The organism is Oceanirhabdus sp. W0125-5, from assembly GCF_027938815.1.
GTDB lineage: Bacteria > Bacillota > Clostridia > Clostridiales > Clostridiaceae > Oceanirhabdus.
Map to the genome: position 1 here is coordinate 4,308,440 of NZ_CP115913.1, position 21,884 is coordinate 4,330,323.

Annotated in this window: 21 protein-coding genes; 4 read left to right on the forward strand and 17 right to left on the reverse strand. The window is 29.4% G+C overall.

Annotated features, from left to right (window positions below; translation table 11 throughout):
• Positions 1-4 precede the first annotated feature (4 nt).
• The 15 genes from OW730_RS20080 to OW730_RS20150 form a co-directional block, all read right to left on the reverse strand.
• Positions 5-154 (reverse strand): hypothetical protein, encoded by a 150-nt coding sequence (locus tag OW730_RS20080; protein WP_271225829.1) that lies wholly within the window; start codon positions 152-154, stop codon positions 5-7.
• A gap of 35 nt (positions 155-189) precedes the next feature.
• The gene (locus OW730_RS20085; protein WP_271225830.1) at positions 190-330 is read right to left on the reverse strand and encodes a hypothetical protein; all 141 of its coding nucleotides are present in this window, start codon (positions 328-330) and stop codon (positions 190-192) included.
• 22 nt (positions 331-352) lie between these two features.
• Positions 353-505 (reverse strand): hypothetical protein, encoded by a 153-nt coding sequence (locus tag OW730_RS20090; RefSeq protein ID WP_271225831.1) that lies wholly within the window; start codon positions 503-505, stop codon positions 353-355.
• Positions 506-676: 171 nt separating this feature from the next.
• A complete protein-coding gene (locus tag OW730_RS20095; RefSeq protein WP_271225832.1) occupies positions 677-1,234 on the reverse strand; it encodes a hypothetical protein in 558 nt (185 codons plus the stop codon).
• A gap of 164 nt (positions 1,235-1,398) precedes the next feature.
• Entirely contained in the window at positions 1,399-1,680 is a 282-nt protein-coding gene (locus OW730_RS20100; protein ID WP_271225833.1) for a hypothetical protein, read from the reverse strand.
• A gap of 61 nt (positions 1,681-1,741) precedes the next feature.
• Positions 1,742-1,897: a hypothetical protein gene (locus OW730_RS20105; RefSeq protein ID WP_271225834.1), complete on the reverse strand. Its 156-nt coding sequence runs from the start codon at positions 1,895-1,897 to the stop codon at positions 1,742-1,744.
• A gap of 169 nt (positions 1,898-2,066) precedes the next feature.
• Entirely contained in the window at positions 2,067-3,380 is a 1,314-nt protein-coding gene (locus OW730_RS20110) for a DUF58 domain-containing protein (RefSeq protein ID WP_271225835.1), read from the reverse strand.
• A gap of 14 nt (positions 3,381-3,394) precedes the next feature.
• Positions 3,395-4,351: an AAA family ATPase gene (locus tag OW730_RS20115; RefSeq protein ID WP_271225836.1), complete on the reverse strand. Its 957-nt coding sequence runs from the start codon at positions 4,349-4,351 to the stop codon at positions 3,395-3,397.
• Positions 4,339-5,412, reverse strand: a complete 1,074-nt coding sequence (locus OW730_RS20120) for a hypothetical protein (protein WP_271225837.1) — start codon at positions 5,410-5,412, stop codon at positions 4,339-4,341. Before OW730_RS20120 ends, OW730_RS20115 begins: the two co-directional genes overlap by 13 nt.
• A complete protein-coding gene (locus tag OW730_RS20125; RefSeq protein ID WP_271225838.1) occupies positions 5,393-6,052 on the reverse strand; it encodes a hypothetical protein in 660 nt (219 codons plus the stop codon). The genes OW730_RS20120 and OW730_RS20125 overlap by 20 nt, the downstream gene beginning before the upstream one ends.
• 4 nt (positions 6,053-6,056) lie before the next feature.
• Positions 6,057-7,061, reverse strand: a complete 1,005-nt coding sequence (locus tag OW730_RS20130; RefSeq protein WP_271225839.1) for a hypothetical protein — start codon at positions 7,059-7,061, stop codon at positions 6,057-6,059.
• A gap of 461 nt (positions 7,062-7,522) precedes the next feature.
• Positions 7,523-8,368: a DegV family protein gene (locus tag OW730_RS20135; protein ID WP_271225840.1), complete on the reverse strand. Its 846-nt coding sequence runs from the start codon at positions 8,366-8,368 to the stop codon at positions 7,523-7,525.
• A gap of 77 nt (positions 8,369-8,445) precedes the next feature.
• Positions 8,446-9,732 carry an MFS transporter gene (locus OW730_RS20140; protein ID WP_271225841.1) on the reverse strand — a complete coding sequence of 429 codons (1,287 nt, stop codon included), beginning with the start codon at positions 9,730-9,732 and terminating at the stop codon, positions 8,446-8,448.
• Positions 9,733-10,331: 599 nt separating this feature from the next.
• A complete protein-coding gene (locus tag OW730_RS20145; protein WP_271225842.1) occupies positions 10,332-10,856 on the reverse strand; it encodes a hypothetical protein in 525 nt (174 codons plus the stop codon).
• Positions 10,857-11,014: 158 nt separating this feature from the next.
• Complete coding sequence (locus tag OW730_RS20150; protein ID WP_271225843.1) at positions 11,015-12,196, reverse strand: Ig-like domain-containing protein; 1,182 nt, start codon at positions 12,194-12,196, stop codon at positions 11,015-11,017.
• Between the two features lie 165 nt (positions 12,197-12,361).
• Here OW730_RS20150 and OW730_RS20155 point away from each other — a divergent pair, with 165 nt between their 5' ends.
• From OW730_RS20155 to OW730_RS20170, 4 genes are all read left to right on the forward strand, one after another.
• Positions 12,362-12,865 (forward strand): DUF4883 family protein, encoded by a 504-nt coding sequence (locus OW730_RS20155; RefSeq protein WP_271225844.1) that lies wholly within the window; start codon positions 12,362-12,364, stop codon positions 12,863-12,865.
• Positions 12,866-13,096: 231 nt separating this feature from the next.
• The gene (locus OW730_RS20160; RefSeq protein ID WP_271225845.1) at positions 13,097-17,935 is read left to right on the forward strand and encodes a nicotinate-nicotinamide nucleotide adenylyltransferase; all 4,839 of its coding nucleotides are present in this window, start codon (positions 13,097-13,099) and stop codon (positions 17,933-17,935) included.
• A 194-nt stretch (positions 17,936-18,129) separates the two neighbouring features.
• Positions 18,130-19,404, forward strand: a complete 1,275-nt coding sequence (locus tag OW730_RS20165; RefSeq protein ID WP_271225846.1) for a lactate/malate family dehydrogenase — start codon at positions 18,130-18,132, stop codon at positions 19,402-19,404.
• 33 nt (positions 19,405-19,437) lie between these two features.
• Positions 19,438-20,496: a flavodoxin family protein gene (locus OW730_RS20170; protein WP_271225847.1), complete on the forward strand. Its 1,059-nt coding sequence runs from the start codon at positions 19,438-19,440 to the stop codon at positions 20,494-20,496.
• A gap of 31 nt (positions 20,497-20,527) precedes the next feature.
• Here the strand turns inward: OW730_RS20170 and OW730_RS20175 are convergent, their stop codons facing one another.
• Positions 20,528-21,019, reverse strand: coding sequence for a GNAT family N-acetyltransferase (locus tag OW730_RS20175; protein WP_271225848.1), 492 nt, complete (start codon positions 21,017-21,019; stop codon positions 20,528-20,530).
• Between the two features lie 663 nt (positions 21,020-21,682).
• Positions 21,683-21,877, reverse strand: a complete 195-nt coding sequence (locus OW730_RS20180) for a hypothetical protein (protein WP_271225849.1) — start codon at positions 21,875-21,877, stop codon at positions 21,683-21,685.
• Positions 21,878-21,884: the final 7 nt, after the last annotated feature.

Below are 21,884 nucleotides of genomic sequence, written 5' to 3' on the forward strand. Positions count from 1 at the left end.
TTTTTTATCTTTCTCTATTTTTTATAGTATGAAGTTCCTTAACTACCTCTCTTTTAAATTCACCTAATGCTTCTTTTACAGCGATTTTTACAGCAATATAAATTACATAAAATAAGATAATTGCTCCTATTGCTAACTTAATAATTAATTCCATACGTACTCACCCTTAATTCCATAAAATATTAATAACTATCTTTCTCGGTATTCCTCCATTCTCTGCTTATAACCAGCTTCCTTTCCTGCATTGTAGACTTTATTGCATATAAGACCTAGACTTGCAATTAACAATAAACATAAAAATAGTACTATCTTATCTCTATTCTTTTTCATAATTCTATCTCCACTCGCTAAACTAGCATATTTTTTTGTAAAAGCTTTTAGATTCTTCTAAGGTAAATACTCTCCCAAAATTCATTACCATTACTTTTTCATTTGAAGATAAACTTAAAAAGTATTTAAAGTCATCCTCAGTAAGAAATTTATCAAAATATATTCTATTTGTCATTTTTTTCTCCTAATGCAATTATTAATTTTTTAACATATCTCTCTTTTTTAAAATATTGTTGAAAACTTTTTTTGTATTTAATCCCTTAATATTCCACAGAACTTAGATACTTTTCAACATCTTTTTAAAAAAGAGAGCTATTATAAAAATATTTATAATACAAAATTAATCTTACTCAATAAAGGGTGGCTCATCTATGTATTTTGAAAATGTATCTACATATCTGCTTCCAAAAGTTATATTTGTTATTTGTGAATATGGAATCTTTAAGGGACTTTCACCCCATATACCATCAGCATCAAAATGCCATACATAAGCGAAATTTTTATAAATTTTTTCAATCCTTCCAATAATGAATTCTGAATCCTCACCATCAATAGTTTGCTTTTCAACAATTATGTTTCTGTTCATCTTCTTTATGCTTTCAAAAACAGATTTCCAGCATGAAATGTCAATATCAGGTACAATAATGTTTGATGTTAATCCCTCGCTTTTCAGAATTTTATCGCACATATCATTCTTTGTCTTTACTTTTATCAAGTCTTTAAACCTATATATGCTATATCCATTAAAAATGAAATCATATTCATTAATTACAAGAAACAGTTTATCATTTAAACTCAGTGGAATTAAATTTACATAGCTTGTATCAAATCTAAAATATGCATTAATAACATTAATATTTTCCATGGAGCTTTTAACTAATCCCTTAATCTCACTTTTTTTCATGGTATCACCCCTTATTAACTCCACAAGATAACTCTCTTTTTTAAAATATTGTTGAAAACTTTTTATGTATTTATTACCTTAATCTTCCACAAAGCTTGGATACTTTTCAACATCTTTTTAAAAAAGAGAGCTATGTTACAAAGATTTATATGCTAACAATATATCTAACTAAATGTTAAACTCAAATGAATTAAATGAGCCATAAGTATAGCTGCTCCCAAAAAGCAATCAAAATAACCCTTTTTATCTTTTTGGGCAGACACCTTTCTAATTCCTGATAATATAAAAAAGAGACCTAATGAGATTTGCTGTATGACAAAAAGTTTTTTTGCTAATTCCCTATTGCTTCGATTAATAAAATAAATCAATGCTAAGCCAAATACAGCTGCACGCAAAAAACTACATCCTAAAATATAAATTTTTGATTTTTCATTTCTTAATTCCATATTAATCTCCTATTGCCTATATTAAAAAACACATATCATTTCTAAGATCTATTTATTAAATCTAAGAATTTTTCCTAATATAAATCCTTAACGCCTTAATCACAAGGTAAATAATATAAACACCAACCCCTAGAAGAACTAAATTAATAATTAAAGATATAAAGCTAAAAATTGCAATTTTATTCATAATATCATTCACAGCTTCATCAACCCCCACAATATCACCTCACTCAACCTTAAAACAAAATATTTCATAAAACCTACAATGTTTCATCCCCATGAAACGAGTGCACTCCCATTGTCCAAAGAACAATAAAATGTAGTTTCTGACGAATGTCAGAAACATCCATCATTCTCAATTCTCAACTCTCAATTCTCAATTTCTTCTAAAGAACTCCTCTATCCTTTATCTGGATATATCTATTGATAACATCCATATTTAAGGAATCAACTTCACATTCCATGCATATTATTCCTCTTGAATTCAGTTTCTTGATAGTAGCTTCTCTTTCTTTTATGAACTCTAGTGCAGTTCCTTTTGTGAATATATCTTTATTACTCTTAGCTTTCATGTTTTTAAAGCTGTGTAATTTCTCATCTTTCATGGTTATAACCATAACTATATTTCTTTTAGCAAGAATGGAAAGTCTTTTCATCATATACTCACCTTCTTGCAGCAAATTAAAATCTGTATAAAGAACTATTAAGCTTCTTCTCTTTTCTTTATTTTTCATAAATAAAAAGGCTTCTTCATAATTTGAAGTATCTCTTGTAGCCTCAATGTGATATAAGGTGTCCATTATCTTATTTCTATGGGCACTTCCTTTTCCTGCTTGAACAAAACTCTCAACAGATTTATTGAAGGTTAATACTCCTGTTTTATCTCCTTTTGAGTTAGCAATATCCACAAGGAGCAAGCCTGAATTCAAAGCCAGTTCTAGTTTGTTATATCCTCTTATGGTGTAACTCATAGGTCTTCCACAATCAATCATAATATAGACATTTTGATTCTTCTCAATATCATATTGATTCATTATAGGTTTATTCTCTCTAGCTGTAGCCTTCCAATTTATCTTTCTATATTCATCTCCAGAAACATACTCTCTTAAGCTATCAAACTCTCTTCCCTGCCCAATTACTCGCAGTGGTCTCTTTCCACCTTTGAAGTTTTTATTGTTCATTGCCATTATTCTATATCTTCTCATGTCCTTAAGATTAGGATAAACCTTATATTCTCTTTCCATCTGAAGATTATATTGTTTTTTACAAAGCCCAAGCTTTCCTGTTATTCTGATTGACAGGTTCGAAAAGGTATATGCACCTCTTTTCTGTGGTATTACAACATAATTAAAGGTGCGTCTTTCTCTTCCCTTTAATCTCCCAGACATATAGGAACTTTCACATGTAAAGTAAGGCTTTAATTTCTCTCCTTTTAACTCCACAAAGAGATCTGTTTTTAATTTATTCTCAACAGCAAATTCAATCTTCTCTTCCTCATATATTGAAAGCTTATCTCTTCCTACTCTTTCAATTGCAAGATCTCCAATAGTGTTTGATATGGCATAATCAATAACATAGGCTATTATAAGCAATACATTTAATATTAAGAAAAGCCCTACCACATCTATAGCAAATGAGAGTAAAAATAACGTAACTGCAATTATACCTTCGATTAACACAAATCTTTTAGTAATAATCATAGAATCCCCACTCTCTATCTTGGAACTTTAACGGAAGAAAGAATATTTTCTATCACCGCTTCAGATGTCATACCTTCCATCTCATATTCAGCTTTAACTATAATTCTATGTCTTAATACAGGGTATGCCACATATTTAATATCCTCTGGAATAACATAATCTCTGTTTTGAATAAGAGCGTAAGCTTTGCTTGCTTGAAGCAGAGCTATAGCACCTCTTGGGCTGCTTCCCATTTCTATATATCCACTTTCTCTTGTTGCTTTAACAATCTTCACAATATACTCAAACAAGCTTTCTTCCACCTTAATACTTTCAACACTCTTTTGAAGTTCTAAAACCTCTTCTCTTGTACAAATCTCCTCAATGCCTGCTTTATCAAGGTCTACACTTTTGAAACCTTTATGATATCGCTTAAGGATTTCAACCTCACCATTCTCTGACAAATAGTCTACCTTAATCTTAAACAAGAATCTATCTAATAACGCTTCTGGAAGTGGATATGTACCTTCATATTCAATAGGATTCTGAGTAGCAAAAACAATAAATGGCTTTTGAAGAATTTCTGTTTTTCCTTCTATAGTTACTGCCCCTTCTTCCATGGCCTCAAGCAATCCTGATTGAGTTTTAGGAGGAGTTCTATTTATCTCATCACCTAAAAGAAGATTTGTAAATACAGGTCCCTTAACCATTTCAAACTCTTTTTTACTAACATTATATATATTTGTACCAGTTACATCAGATGGCATTAGATCAGGAGTAAACTGAATTCTTTTAAAGTTCAATCCCATAGTTTTCCCAAGTGCTTTTATTGTTAATGTTTTAGCTAGTCCTGGAACCCCTTCTAAGAGAACATGCCCATTACATAATAATGCTGTGATAACAAGCTCCACAACCTTCTCCTGTTCAACTATAGCCTTTGATAGTTCCCCTCTTATCTTATCTAATATCTCATTGTGTCTTATCTTTTCCATACTTCTTCTCTCCTTCTATCAATGATGAAGTTTAATTTTTCTAATATGTTTATTGCTTCAACATATTTCTTTTTATTCTTTTTAATATCTTTATTTGTGAAATTTCTTATCTCTTTATTCAGATTAATTAATTTCTTAACTTTCTCTTCTCCTTCTATTCCTTTCATGTGCCATAAATCAAAAATCCCCTCTAGGTTACCTTCTCTTCCCTTTCCAAAATATCCAAGGGCATTCTGAATGAAGTTTCTATAATATCCCTCATAAACAATATCCCAATTTTTATTCTTCTGAAAGATTCCTGCACAAGAAATAACATACTCATTCTCTACTCTTTCCAATTCCTCAACATAAGGAACTCCTTTACCAAACCTTCTACCCTTTAATATCATGTAGGCAATGAGTACCAATAGAATTTGAATGCATATTATTTTTATATTAGCTGGCAAATCGGTCCATAGATTTCTTTCTGCGCCAACTCCCATTAATCCCTTTTCATTAAAGGAGATACCTTGGTCATTTTTATTTATTCTCTCATATAACCAGTATGCACCATCTTTATTCTCTAATAGAAACATATTTAGAAGTGCTCTAGCTTCAATAAAGATTATTTCCCCTTTACCTTTTTTGAATCTATATGCCTTGGTCTTATCATCTATTTCAAATGTTTCTTCTTCATCCCATGAAATATGATTTTTACTCTCAAACTCTTCAACATACATATCTATATCTTCAGCAGCCAATGTGAACACCAATTTTTCCTCAATGAACCTCTTATAAAAGCCTTCATCTAATACAGGATAGTACTGCATTTTTTGCACATCATAAAATACAAGCTGATTACTTGAGGTATTTGTTTCAATATCCTCTATAGTATAGAGAACGTCCATATCTAAAGCTTTTAATGTTTTATAGAATACACTGCTTCCACTCCTGCCTCTGTTAAAGGCTGAATATCTTATCCCGCCTTCACCGCTTACCTTTCCAAAGAAAAAAACTAAAATCAGAAACACTGGTATGAGTATAATTAAAGTCCAATATTCTCTACTCTTTTTCCTTTTCATATAACTCTACCCCATTCTCAATTTTTTCTCCAAGTACTCTCCATTTTGAGTATCTTTCCTCATTTATCTTGTACCCATACCAAACTTCATTGAACATATTAGATAGTTCCTTAAATTCATCAATAAATTTCACATTGCTTTTCTTTAAACTTTCATATATTTCTTTACTGGTTTTACACTCTTCCAAGGTAAGCATATCTTCTTCGTGCATTTTAAATATTAATGCTATGAACATTATTCGAACTGCTTGCCTAAATTCTCCTTGTGTTTCATATTCTTTTACTTTTCCTTTTAGAGTATTATAGGTAGTGTTCTCATCAATTTCTTCTCCAAGTATGGATTGTATATCAATATCTCCTTTTTTTCTCTTTCTCATCTTATATATAACTAATATCCCCAGAAGTATTATAATGATAGTAGCTATACTGATTAAAGCTATTGATACACCTTTTGCACTCTCTGAGCTTTGGATTCCTAACAGTCTTCTATCTATAATTAGCTTTACAATCTTTTCAATTATTTTAGTTAAAATATCCTTGATCCAATTAATAGGATTAAATCTTAAACCTCTATGTTCATAACTATTGATTACCTTTTCCATTGCCTTATTAAAAGCTTCTTTATCACTTAAATATATCATCACATTACTGAACATTTTCAATACTTCCTTTTTCTTTATCCATGAAGAAAATATTTACCTCAAAATCATATCCTTCTTTTTTGAATTTTAGATTATAATAAAGCACTAATACAAACAGTGATGTTATTGGTGTTATACAGCTTGCTAACAACAGCTGTACAGGATATCTCAAAAGATTTCCAGTAACAAGTGCAAGATTCATAATACCCTCAGATGTCATAGAATTTCTCAATAAAAACATTGCTACAGCACCAATTATCCCTAGTATGCTGATTAGAGAAGAACTCACCCCTTGAACAACTAAACCAAGAAGAAGTTTTTTCCCCATAACTCCCCAAAAATAGTCTATAACTAACTTACGGCTTCTTTTCATAGCCTTAAACATCCCAAGATTTTCATAAATTGCAACTGGAACCACAAGTGCGTACAATGTACTGAATACCAAGATTATAATTCCAGCAATTATCGCAAGAAATATCATAGACCCAATAATAAATTTAGGATTATTAAGACTATCTACTCCTTCATATACCAAATAAGACCCTTTAAATAAGTCATTTAGTCCAAATAAATAAAACATAATAAATACAGGAACTAACCATAATCCCAATATAATTGCCTCTGCAAAAGATACTCCCATCATTTTTCCAAACTTGCTGAAAGCAAAACTAATTCCATTACTAAACTTTGTCCTATTGCCAAAATATCCATCAGATCCGATTTTCATAAGACCAGCTGTAAGAAGATTCTTACTAAAAAAAGTTAATAAAATTATCCCTATTATTAAAATTATTAGAAAGAAACTTAACCCTGAAACATCATCCATTACAACGCTCATTGAAATAAATGGCACTATCAATACAAGTGTACATAAAAAAATTCCAATACCCATAATAATCTGCATTATAATGATATATGGCAATGAAGACCCAATTGTCTTCCTATGAATATCAAAAATTTTATCAAACATTTCTCTCAATGATAAAATCCTTACTCTCTTTTTTTCCATATTTAACTCCCTTCCCTACGTTGAATTAAAGTAAATCTCTATTGAGATTATATAATAATACTACCAGTTTTACAATGATTTAACAAACCCTTTAAATATACTCTTTGTAAAAATAAGTGTAAACATTCATGAGAAATTCATAATGAAAAGAAAACTGAAACAAATGTATAATGTATAATTGATAATGTATAATGATGGATGCTTCTGACTAAGGTCAGAAACTATATCTTATTGTTCTTTGGAACAATAGTTTTTTACTCATTTTATCTTGGATAAAATATTGTATTTTAACTACAATGTTTCATATAAATGAAACGAGTAAACTATCATTGTCCAGGGAACAATATAATTTAAATTTCACAGAGTGAAATATCCATCGTTTTCCGTTTTCAACTTTCAACTCTCAACTACGATTTTATAAATTTATTCAATAAAAAAGGGCACGCCGTGCGTGCCAAATATTATTTTCCAACGAAACTTAATGTAACAGTTCCTTCGCCTGTATGGCTTCCTATAACTGCTCCAATATCTCCAACTATTATATTATCTATTCCAAAATTTTTATTAAGAGCTTCTTTTAAAGCGTTGACAAGCTTCATATTATTAGCGTGTCCTATTGCAAATCTATAATCTGAATTATACCCATTCTCTTTTAAATAATTAATATAAAATTTTATAAGTGCTTTTTGTCCTCTTACTTTGGAGAACATCTTTATATAGCCTTTGTCAAAATGGCAAATAGGTTTAATGTTCAGAATAGTTCCGATGGCTGCTTTAGTGGAGGATATCCTTCCTCCTCTTTTCAGCATTTCCAAGGAACCTGGACAGAAAAGATATTCCATTTTATTTTTCATGAATGTAATTTCTTCAATAATTTCTTCTACAGTTTTGTTATTATTTCTCATCTCAGCAGTTTTTCTTAGTAATAATCCAGCTCCAACAGACGCTCCTAAAGAATCTATAATATATAGGTCTTTATAATCAGTCATTTCTTTTGCAACAACAGCTGAATTATAACTGCTGCTTATGCCGCTAGATATTGATAAAAAAATAATCTTCTTCTGTTTTTCCATATCTTCTTTAAATTCTTCTACAAATCTTTGTGGATTTATCATTGTTGTTTTTGGAACAACACCATCCTCTTTCAGCATCTCATAGAATTCTTTTGGCTCTAAATCAACTCTATCTAAGTAGTCTTTACCCTTAACTGTAGTTATTAGCGGAATTAATTTAACATCCAAATCTTTGTATTCCTGAATTGTTAAATCACATGAACTATCGCAGTAAATTACTATTTCATTATTCATATGTTAATATCTCCTTTCGTGGATATATCATAACATATTCTAGCACTTCTTACAAAACCATTAAATCACGCTTATTATTAGTCAGCATTACTCATATTTTTATTTCTTATAAAGAAACTTAAGCTTCCTATAAGTCTAAACCCTGAACAAATAAATAAAGCTATATAAATACTGAAAGTATCATAAAAAAAGTTTCCAATATGAGGTGCTATGGCTAATGTAATACTTGTTAATGTAGCATGAATACCAATATATATTAGTCTATTTTCTTCTGGTGCAGCCTCTAACATTGTACTTAAAATAACTGTTACTGTTCCAGATGTAAAGAATCCTGTTATAATATTAGCTCCTGCTAGAACATACAGGTTTCGAGATAACGCAAACAAAGCTGGTGTTGCAGCCATACCACATGTTGCAATAGCAATTATTCTATTATTTCCATGAATATGAATCTGTTTATTCCAGAACTTATATCCAAAGAACATTACAACACTGGATATTACACCAAATACAATAAGCCATATCTCAGTAGCCCCTAAAAATTTCAATTGATATATCTCAAATAAAGGCCATCCCATCTGCCATCCAAAATGAAATATAAGAGAACAGACTGCAAAAATATAAAAGTTTCTATTTTTATTATCAACTTTTAAGTAAGTTCTAATAAAAGCCTTAAGACTCATTCTATTATTATTATTTAAATTACTATTATTAAATTCTTCATTATTTTCCAATTCCTTAAGATTACTAAATGATATAATCTCAAATATTGCAATCCCAAAAGAAATACAGAATAGTACTTGATAAAGCAAAATCATAGTTTTTCCATCATCAGGCAGTATTCTTAGTAGAACTAACATTACCATAGAAACTGCAAGCTGTGCAATTACAGAATACCTATTTTTTGATGATATTGCCGTGGCTCTATCCTTATTATTAAATACATCCCCTGTAAAACTTTGAACAGCTGTGTTCCCTATAGATTCCGGCAAATATCTAAGAGTAATTATTATTACTAAAGATATCGGTTGTACCTCTTTTGGTAAAAAAGGTATTGCCGCCATAAGAAATACAATAAACCTACTGGCAAATATAAATCTCATCATCATTTTTTTCTTATTCTTTGATCTGTTTATAAAAAACAATCCTGGAAGTGTTGTTATAACTGCAATTATACCTGGAAGTGACTTATATAAAGTGATATGATAATCTGTCCCACCAAGTCTGTACAAATACTTACCAATGAAGGGATTAAAAAGATTCATTGATATTGTTAAGAATATACCATACAGAATAAAATTTCTTAGATTCTTTTCTCTTACATTTTTACTCTTTTTCATATCCTTAATACTTAAATTAGTCATTATACACTCCCCCTTAACTTTATTTCGCCTTCCGAAATACATAAGTATTTTATCATACTTTAGTATGATAATCTACTCAAAAAATAAAAACAAATTGAAAACGAAAAACTGAAAGTTGAAAACGAAGAAAGCTTCTCACTTACTTGAGAAGCTACATTGTAAAAAAATAAAGGATTATCTCAAATTATTAATTAATCATTTGAGACAACCCATTCATTTTATTAAATAACTATCTTTGCATTAGTATACCTTTAACAGCATACCTAATCTATTATCAAAAACTACGTTCTTTCTTCTTTACTAATAATTAAAGATTTTAACTAAAAACACGCGTTACATGTGATAATTTCTTTACGGAATTTTTCAATTTCATAAAGAATAAAAAAAGTTGGCTACAATTGTAACCAACTCTTGTTCTCAAAAAATCTTTTTTTACTGTTCCTATCAATGGAGATATATTGAGTTCAAGTATAAGTTTTAATAGAAGTTTGAACATATTACCTCTTCTTGCTCCTCCAATAATATAATTAAAATTTCACAGAGTGAAATGTCAATCATTCTCAATTCTCAATTCTCAATTCTCCATTCTCAATTATGATTTATTTATCTGGCATATTATTAAGTATCTTATTTATAAAATCATTAAGATCACTTGAAGGATTAAGATTTTTAAGAAGCTTCTTTCTCTGCTCATCTAATTTCTTTTCGTAAGCATTTTCTTTCTTTTCAGGTTGTTGTTCTTTCTTCACTTCTTCAACCTTCTTCTCTTCAACCTTTTCCTCTTTAACCTCTTTTAGTTCAGGTTTTTCAAGGATTATTTTAGTATCCACTTCATTTTTTATTGGTTTTTCCTGAACTTTAGCAGTTTCGGGCTCTATATCATTCATGTTTTTTTTTACTTCATCTTCATTAGGCTTTTTTTTACCACTAAGCTCATTTTTTAAGTAATCTGTGATTGTTTCGCCGAAAACTTCAATTACGCTGCTCAATGAATTAAGGAAATTGTCTTCTCCTTTTGAACATTGACACTTATGTTCATGTTGTTCATGAATCTGCTCTTCTTGGATTTCCTCATCACTAAGAACTATTTCAATATCTTTTATAACTATCTTACTAATTTTCATGAGTATCCTCCATTTTGAATTCTCTTATCATTATATTTAAGAATTCATTAAAAGGTTACTCAAAATATGTTATAGATTTCTTAATTGAAAATTTATCATACTTCAAGAAATTCAAAAGTAAGATTTAGTTTCAAAGAACAAATATTAATGAAATCTTTTTATTTCCTTATAATGAAGTAATCCTCAGAATTAATATTAATATGGGTGATGAAAGGTTCTTTAGGATAATAATATCCACTTCTTCCATCATAATAAATATTCTCTGAATTAAAGTATTGCATAATATCTTGTTCATCTAGAGTTAACATTACTTTTCCTTCTACTGTATATTCTAAGTAATTGTTTTTAACATAATTATTTATTCTTGCAACCCATTCCTTTATTCCATTGAAATCTTTCCCAGCCTTCTCAAATGCTCTTAATATCTCTTTGGAGTTTTTATTATCAAATGCTAAATATGTATTTATTTTTTTTCCTTGACTATCTTTCTCCAGATAAATTTTTTCTAGATTGAGAGTATTCAATCCAACTTTTTCACTAGAATAATATTGGGATGCTAAGTTTTGTACTGCTAAAAGAGATCCTTCTTTGAATAATTTTCCTTTAATATCCGCTAGAGTTAAGGAGTCCTTTTCAATGAGATTATCATATATAATCTCATTATTAGCTAAATCTAATTTATCCGTCAACCATTTTACATGAGCTGAATTTTTACTCTGTATGCTAAGAAATCCTTTCTCATTATATCTAAATGTAAATAATTTATGTTGATTGTTCCAGTTAATAATATTATTCACTCTCTCCATGTTCCCATTTTCAAACCCTATCTCCATCCATGAAGTTTTATATGTCAAATCAATTTTTGCAATGATTTTATCATCTATCATATATCCGTTACTTACTTGTATAATATTCTTATTATTATCATATTGAATAATATTTACTGTTACCGCCTCATAACTTTCTTTTGGCATTTCAGGTTCATCTTTAACAGTAAAACTCACAGTGTGCTTATCACCTAATCTTGTACCACTTTGAGATGAAACACCTGCTTCTATATGTAATAGATATTTTTCTCCAGGTTTATAACCATTTTCAGGTGGAAGAAAAAATGCTTCATTGCTCTTTTCTCCAACTGCCCCATCTAAATAAATCTTATGGCCTTCCTCATCAGATACGTATACTTTACCTTCTACAGTACTTATATCTACATTATCAGAAAATGTTACTTTCCATATTTTATTCTTATTTATTAATTTATTTTCAGCTGCATTAACTGAATTATTTAAACTTAAGGTCAATGCTGCAACTAAAAAAATTCCCTTTATTGCTTTTTTCATAATGTTCCTCCGTAGGTATAGTTTGTCCATATATTTTATATACGTATTAAATCTCAAAAAACCTTTTTTTTATTTGTAAATTTACTATGTAATTATTGTTAAGGGTAGTAATATTTTATGTACATTAAGAATATGTTTAAAGTAACGAAAAAGGAGGGACTAATATTGAAAGTAAAATCTATCTTACTCTTACCAATAATATTATTATGTTTTTTATCAATTATATATTTTAAGGTATACCATCATTATGAAAAACCGTCAAACAATTATTACATAAATAGCTTATGTTCTAAGTTAATCATTGAAGATGAAACTGTGAACAATGCTGAAATTAGTCTCTTAATTACTGATTACTACAAACATATTAGCTTACCAGATGAGCATAAACAATCTGTAATTTCATCTTTAAAAACCTTTGAGAACCATACTTTTGAGGGAGACTATGAACTATCTAATAAAAAACCTTTATTTAAATATATTATAAAAATTCAAGGTGAAAAATATATTGTTGATGTATATAATGATAATTTTCTTACTGTTTACTTATGGAATGGAAAATATCCAAAGGATAAGATTACAATGAAAGATTGTTATCCTTATGAAAATCTTTTTCAAATTAGTCAGTACATATATGGTTTTCAAGATTTCCTTAAGAATGCTGAAGACTAAAATCCTTTAAAATTTCAATTTTGACTCTTATACATATGTATGAGAGTCTTTTTTATTTTATATGTTGAACTAGTTTGTATAGTTAACAATTCAACTATCAATTTATACTTACAATAAAACACGTTGAACTGTAGTGATTTTAATACAAGCATAAATTAAGTTTGAATATGGAATCTATATTGGATAAATTATATAATAGAAGTATATTACGTTTTAGATAGGAGGAAAACTTTGAGTAATCAATATGATATAATTTACAAAAAAATCAAACGTTCTTTATCAAGTTCTAAATGGCTTAAAAATAACAATGTTGATATAACTATAATTGAAAGTGGAATAAAAAGCATAACTTTTAAATCAAATCTTAATACCATAATTAAAAATAAACGTTATTCATGCAAAAATATTCTTTCTTTATGCGAAAGTATGATGAATGATATTTCACCTATTGCACCTCCTGAAAATTGGCTTGAGTATCTATTTAATTATACTTTAAATAAATCCTTTCCATCTGCAGTTCAGACAGAATTATTTGAGGAATATGATATTTCCTGTGAACTCTATTTGAGATTATTAAGGATACTCTCTGATGTAGAGCGTTATTCTAAGTGTGATAGTTTTAAATGTAACTATCCATTAACCTTCTTAACAGCAGAGGAGATTAATTCTCTAGAGTACAAAGAGGAATATAAGAAATTTCTTACAGTATTTAAAAACGATTACATATACGAAATGATGAAATTAAGTCAAGAATATCAAGGCTATAACACTCTAGATCATATTTGTGGAGTTCATTATGTAGCTATGTTTATTGCTTATCAACTTAAATCAAAGGATTTTCCTATCGACCTTGGAAGAGTTTCTGGAGCTGCTGCAGGTCACGATATTGGGAAATATGGCTGTAAGGGTATGGAGCTTAAAAGAGTTCCCCATTTACATTATTACTATACAGATGTATGGTTTAAAAAATACAATATAAATTTTATAAGAAATATTGCAGTAAATCATTCTACCTGGGATCTTGAACTTGAGAATCTTTCTCTTGAATCTTTAATCCTAATATATTCTGATTTCAGAGTAAAAAACAAAGGTAGAAAAATGCATATATACTCTCTTGAGGATTCCTTTAATGTTATCCTTGAAAAATTAGAGAATCTTGATCAGGCTAAAGAAAAAAGATATCGCAAAGTTTATGCCAAGTTAAAAGATTTCGAAGATTTTTTAAGTTCTAGTGGTATTGAAACAGACTTAAATTGTACACCACTATATTCTTCAAAAATCACTATGCCTAATTATGCATTATTACATGGTAAGAATATAATTCAAGGATTAAAATTCAATGCAATAGACCACAACATAAACCTTATGCACCTTTTAAGAGATAACCATTCTCTTGATTTAGTTCTTGAAAGAGCTAGAAGTGAAAAAGATTGGAAAAATTTACGTGAATACCTTAGAGCTATAAAGGAATATTGTACATATCTTACACAGGAACAGAAAAAACAAACACTAGAGTTTCTATTTGGCCAACTAACACATTCTGAGGATGATATTAGGCGAAAATGTGCATCTATAATGGGTATGCTTATAGCTTATTATGATGAAGATTATAGAAAAGAGATTCCTGCTGATTCAGTTATTCTTAATGAAAGTAAAAGTGTAGATCTTCTAAAATACTACCTTAATTTAATGGTTCATCCAAAACGTCAATCCATTGCTATTCATAAAAAATGGATTGGTTACAGTACCAGAATAACAATTAATTCTTTATTTAAGAATTCACGTGATAATATGGAAAAAAAATATCGAGATGTTATAGCTCATTATTATGTTATTAATAAATCAACAAATATTGAAAGTCAGCTATACCTTCTTGAAGCTGCAAAGTATATTCCTATGAATGATGAAGATGAGAGTGTTAAAGCTATACTATCTTATGTTCTTAATATGCTTAATAAGAAAAATTCCAGCTTAAGAATTTCAGCACTTGAAACCAGTAAAACATTGATTAATAAAATGTCAAATAATTTCTTTATTGAAGGCCTTAAAGAATATATTAATAGTCTTCATAAATCAATAAAATCTCCTGCTGAAAATATGTTAATACGCTCTATTTGTTCTAAACTTGAGCTTGTTGAACTATTGGATATATACACTGAATACTGCACCCTTGATAAAGAAAAAATTGGTGATATATTCCTTAGCAATCTTAAAAGTGCAACAAATTGGATTGTGAAGAAAAATCAGATTGATCTTTTAGTTGAGTATGTTCTTGATAACTCAAGCGACTCTCTACAAACTGCAATGCATTTTTGTAATATTCTTAAGGTAAGTGAAGTTGAGAGTGTACGAACAAGAGCTGGAATTGCACTTTTAAAGATCATGCCTGCCCTTTCTCTTTCAAAACGAAATGAGATTGCTGTTGAGCTTCTTAGAGCCCTTGAGATTGAAGGACAACATTTTACAGAATATATTCCTTTGTACCTTGGTCAAATTATTTTATACCTTCCTCCAAAGGAACTTAATGAGATTATTGAAGATCAGGTATCAAAGATTAAGAAATCAAATAATAATCTTAAAACTCTTATATTAAAAACTATTGGTATAGCACTAAAATATTATCCTGAATACAAAGTAAGATTTAAAGATTCATCAAAGAATCATAATTACCGTCTTCATGATATGCTAGGAATTTTAATGAATGGTCTTGGTGATTATAGTACAAAGGTTAATCAAGCTGCCATTGGAGTTATAGGCAGGGACATTTTTGCATCCTCACATCTAACTCTTGAGGATAAAGAAAGAACCTTTACTCTAATGGGTAAAAAGACCCTAACTCTTCTTACCCAAACAAATGAGAATCGTTTATTGTTCCTGTCAAATTCAGCAGCATTAAACCATATATATAGATTTATTTCGGATTTTACACACTCTAAAGGAAATTTACAAATAGAAATACCTAAAAAAATTGCATTTTTCCCAGGGACATTTGATCCTTTCACTTTAAGTCACAAGGAAATTGCTAGAGCCATAAGTGATGAAGGTTTTGAAGTTTATCTTGCTGTTGATGAATTTTCTTGGTCTAAGAGAACTCTACCTAATCTTCTTAGAAAGAAGATTATAAATATGTCTATTGCTGAGGAACTTAATATTTTCTTATTCCCTGGTGATATTCAAATTAATATAGCTAATCCTGTTGACCTTAAGAAGCTGAAAAGATTATTTCCTAACTCAGAGGTTCATATGGTTGCAGGAAGTGATGTTATTACAAATGCATCTAGTTACCAAAAAGAACCTTTACCATATTCAATCCAAACCTTTCCTCATATTATTTTTACTAGAGGTAAGAGAAAGGAACTGGATGAGGCAATAAAATCAATTAAAAATCATGTATCAATTTTGAGTTTATCTTCAAAATTCAGAGATATAAGTTCTACTCAGATAAGAAACTGTATCGATCAAAACAGAGATATATCAAAGCTAATAAATCCTGTAGCAGAAAGATATATTTATGAAAATGGTTTCTATCAAAGAGAGCCTTTAAATAAACTCTCTATTAATCCTTCATGGATTGATGTTATTCACCATGAAGATATAGAGGATAAACATATAAAAAATATATCTCAAAAATTCACAGGAAAGAATGACTCAGATATTATTAAGTTTTTACTTGATTTTCGTCATAAAGAATCCACTAAGATGGTTATTCTTAAAGATAAGTTAACTGATAAAATCTTAGCCTTTTCAACCTTCTACTGGCTAAGATCAACAAATTTTTATAATGAATTACATGACACTACTATTTGTAACTATCTTAGATCACAAGCTAAAGGAAGAACCATTCATATAAATGGACTTTATGTTAATGAGAGTGAAACCTCTATTAATCTTTATCAAACTTTAATATCTGAGACTTTAGCCTTTGCAGTTGCGAAAGATTATGAATATGCCATCTTTGAAGATAGTTCAAATATTACTAAAAATAAAGAAATATTAAATTGGTTAAAACTCAGCGGATTTATCGAAGTACCACACGAGAATCCTGAGGTTAATGTTTTATCTGTTGATATGAGCAACCCAATTGTAATTAACCTAGATATTGATAAGGTTATTAAAGAACCTTACAGAAGCAACAATAAAGTTAAAAACATAGTAAAAGATAACAGATATACACTTTTAAATTCACTAACAAAGCTTTATCCTGGTAATCTAGTATTATCTTTTGATCATGAGTTGATGTCTCAATCATTGATTAAGCTAATTTGTGAAGAAAATAATGTACCTACAGAGGTTTCTGTTCCTCGAAAACTAGGTGATGATATGTGTGTTCCCTATGGTGATATTCTTGATAGATATGTGGTTCCTAACACAGTAACAAAATCTCTGCATATTGAGAAGCTTTTTGCTCCTAATACAAAGTCTTTTAATATTGTAGAGTTCCCATATTATCTATCAATGGAGAATCAAGTTAAGATGATTCAATCCTTTAAAAGAGACGTTATCCTTGTAGATAACCTACTCCATAAAGGATATAGAATGCAAGCTTTAGACCCATTATTGAAAAAATGTAATTTAAAAATTAAAAATGTAATAGTTGGTATACTCTCAGGTAGAGGTAAAGATCTTATGGATATGCAGAACAGAGAAGTGAGAAGCGTTTACTTTATACCTAGATTGCGTATATGGTTTAACGAAAGTAATCTATATCCATTCTTAGGTGGGGATGCCCTTTGGCGTGGAAATCCTCCTACTAGAAACCTTATACCTTCAATAAATATGGTTCTGCCATATACTTTCCCTTTCTTCATAAGGGATACGTCAAAAAATAGCATATTCGATTTTTCCAAGGTATGCCTTGATAATTCTATGAATATGCTGAAGGTGATAGAAGGAGAATTCTATAAATATTCTTCAAGAAACCTTACATTATCAAATCTTGGTGAGGTGCTATACGTCCCAAGAATACCTGAAAAAGGTGATGGTATAAAATACGAGCTACATCAAAGTCCTTCACATTACCTTGAGAATGATTTTGAACTGTTAAATAGATTTGAGGAATCGTGGAACTAAACCCACTTCGTGCGTTAAAAACAAATGGATAATTGAGAATTGAGAATTGAGAATGATTGATATTTCACTCCGTGAAATTTAAATTTTTATTGTTCTTTAGATTTAGAAATTTTACTTTTGATAAAATATTGTATTTATGTTTCCGTGCTCCATTCTTAAAAAATAGACAAATTATATAACTGGGAGATAATATGATGACTAAAAAATTATTTTATTATAAATATAATAACAACACATTTATCAGTGAGGAACCACTTTCCTTGGATTTATTGGAAGAGAGGGATGAGGCTGTGGCTTCTTCCTCCTTCGAGAATTTGTTCCTAGTGAAAAATTCTTCGCTTGATGAAAATAGAATCTTTTATAAATTAAATGAATCAAATATAGCTAAAGATGAAAGCCTTGGTTTAATAAACTCTAATATACAGGTGACAAATCAAATTGCGTATCCTGAGTGGGTACTTAAGGCTGTTAAAGCTGGTAATGCCTATGCTCTTAATATGAGTAATCCATTATGGTTTGAACTTCTACATAAGAAAAATCCTAATAAATTAACACTTACCCTTTCAGGTTTAGGTGATGTAGGTGGAACTTTATTATTGGGACTTAGATTGCTAGGTCATGACTGTATTGAAAAAATTAAAATATTTGATCTTGGTGAGGATAAAATTCAAAGATGGTTATATGAGTGTGGGCAAATCACTTCTCCTTCTTTCCAAGAAATGAATGTTAAAATTGAAAAATGTACTGAAGATGATTTATTTAACTGCGATATGTTCATTTTCTGTGTTTCTGTTGGAGTTCCTAAAATTGGAGATGAAAAAGAAGATGTTCGAATGGTTCAATATCGTGGAAATGCTAAGGTAATAAGTCATTATGCTAAGCTTGCTAGAAAATCAAATTTTAAGGGTTACTTTGCAGTAGTATCTGATCCAGTTGATCATCTATGTAAAGCTGCATTATACTACAGTAATCTTGATGAGGACGGCAACTTCGATGGAAAAGGCTTAGCTCCAGATCAAATTACTGGCTTTGGTCTTGGTGTTATGAATGCACGAGCAGCCTTTTATGCATCACAAGATGAAAAAACAAGTAACTATATGACTGAAGGAAGAGCCTATGGACCTCATGGTGAAGGATTATTTATTGCAAATAGTATAGAGAATTATGATGAAGATTTATCACAGGAACTGACTTTCAAAACCAAAACTGCTAATCTAGCTGTACGTGAAACTGGTTTTAAACCTTTTATAGCTCCTGCCCTTTCCTCTGGAAGCTTAAGCTTACTAGCGTATATAAGAGGCGAATGGCATTACAGCACAAACTTTGTTAATGGTGCTTTCTTTGGCTGCAGAAATAGAAATAGCAATGGTTTATTAGAACTTGAAAGCCTTCCTTTAAATGATGAGTTATATACTAACCTAAAGAAAACATATAATAGTTTAAGAGAATTTAACCCAAATATTGATTAATACTTATAGATATTTTGAAAGGCAGGTGTGAAAGTGGATAAATTATATATAATATGTCCTAATAGCAGCCCATCCTCCATGCTGAATTCTATGATTAATTCTACTGTAAAAGGTTCTTCTTATGAAATAATTAAGGAATTCAGGTTGCTTCAAAGTTATGAAAATAAGAAAATTGTTTTTGCCTTAGAGCTTGATTCTTTAGGATATGACTGTGAAATGATTTTATTTTTGAAGAAATTAGATGAACATAATATATCTTTTAAAGGTTCAGTATGTTCCCTATTAATTCATTCAAAGAGTGAGTTTTATACAAAACGTGCTGCTCAGGATATAACTTTTTTAATTAATAATATGGGTGGCGCCTTTATTGGTCATCCTCTAATTGAAGCAACAAGCACGCTTAATAATTTTCTCACATGGCAAAAGGTTTATCCTGATCAATCCTTGAAAGAAATATGCCTTTCCATATGCGAAAAGCAAGGTTTACGTTTAAGTAAATATAAAACCAAAGAAAAAAACAAAAGTAAGATTCTACTTCTATATTCTAGTCCAAATATTAAATCAAATACGGTAGCTCTGTGGAATATGGTTAAAGATAATCTTATAGAAATGGGTGAAAATGTTGATATCACCGAGGTACAGATTGAGAGCGGTGAAGTATTAGATTGTAAAGGGTGTTTATTTCAGCTATGTGTTCACTACGGAGAACGTAACTCCTGCTTCTATGGTGGACAAATGGTGAAAGAGGTACTGCCTGCTATTGAAGAAAATGATGTAATAGTTTGGCTTGCACCTAATTATAATGATACTCTTGCTGCAAATCTCACTGCAGTAATAAACAGATTGACTGTACTGTATAGGAAAATTAAATTCTACAATAAAAAAATCTTCGGAATCGTTGTATCTGGAAACTCTGGAAGTGATTCTGTTGCTAAACAATTGATAGGAGCACTTAATATAAACAAAGGCTTCTTTCTTCCTCCTAACTTCGCAATCTGTGAAACAGCTAACGACCCAAATGCAATCTATGGGGTGGAAAACATTGAAGAAAAAGCATGTTCATTTGCTAAACATATGTTGGATAATATTTAAATAAGGGCTTGCATTGGCAAGCCCTTTAGTTTCAATAATCAAAGTTTAACCTCATTGCAATAAAGTCATAGTCAACTCCCCTTATTGTATTCACAAATTCCTCTACTACTTCAAAGCCTAACTTATCATATACTTTAATTGCTCTTTTATTAAACTTTGCAACAGTTAAGTCAATATAGCTTAAATTATATTTTTCTTTTCCAAACTCAATTATTGACTTTACAAATTCAGTACCAAAGCCTTTACCTGTAATAGTAGGTCTCATTTGCACACCTAGACAAAAGAACTCTCCAATATAATAGAATGAACAATTTCCTATAAGTTCATTAAACTCATTGTAGATTGAAAAATCATTATCTGAATCAATAAAGCTTTTTATAAACTCTATTTTTTCCTTACTGACATTATTATTATAGAATGAATATATGCCCTCATATTCCCAGGTTAAAATATCTTCAACATCACTTTTTATAGGTACTCTATATTCTAATCTCATTTCACTTTTTGCACTATTATAACTCATCTCTTCGCCCTCCTTATTTACATGAATATTTGAGCAAAGACTACTTAATAAAGTAATTTAGTGCTTTAATCTATTTCCTTCACAGCAGCCTTTGCTATGAAGCTAAAAACACCTTTAAAGAAGGGTATTTCATAATTATCACTCCAATCATAAATAGTAATAAACTTTTTATCATAATTGTTTATTTTATTTAATTATACCTGATATTTAAAATATTTTAAATATTTAGAATATAGTCAAAATGATTTTGATAATTAAGAATTTTAAAAGGACCTTCTGTTCCTTTAAATCTAAATTACTATATCAAACTCATTTATTGTGAATTTAATAAATTTTTATCTAATGTATTAAGTAAATTATTATCCATTATAAATAATTTATAAAATCTTTTATTGGTTTTATTTAATAATAATGTTGTAATATATTTGCACTATATCTCTACTATATATTTAGGGAGGGAACCCAAAATGGATAATGCAACTCATGGGGAAATTAAAGAACTCATTATTGAACTGTAAATCCTGCTATATATAATAGTTGCTGTTTTAAAAGAAGATAAAATTCTTTGTTGGAATCACGAAAATAGAAAAGATACTCTTTTATTAAAGATTATAATAATAAAACTCATCTTTCCAAATTTTAGAAGATGAGTTTTTTTAATATCTATTCCCTATCTCTAACTATAATTTTAGGTCCATGATTAAAGTAAATATATATACATAATCCCGTTAATAATCCTTTTGCCAATGCTCTAAACACTGGATTCACATTAAAATCTTGAGCAAAAATACTAATACTGAAATCTGCTATTATCCAGAAGATTATAATTATAAAAGTAAAAAAAGTTCTCTTTTTCATACCATTA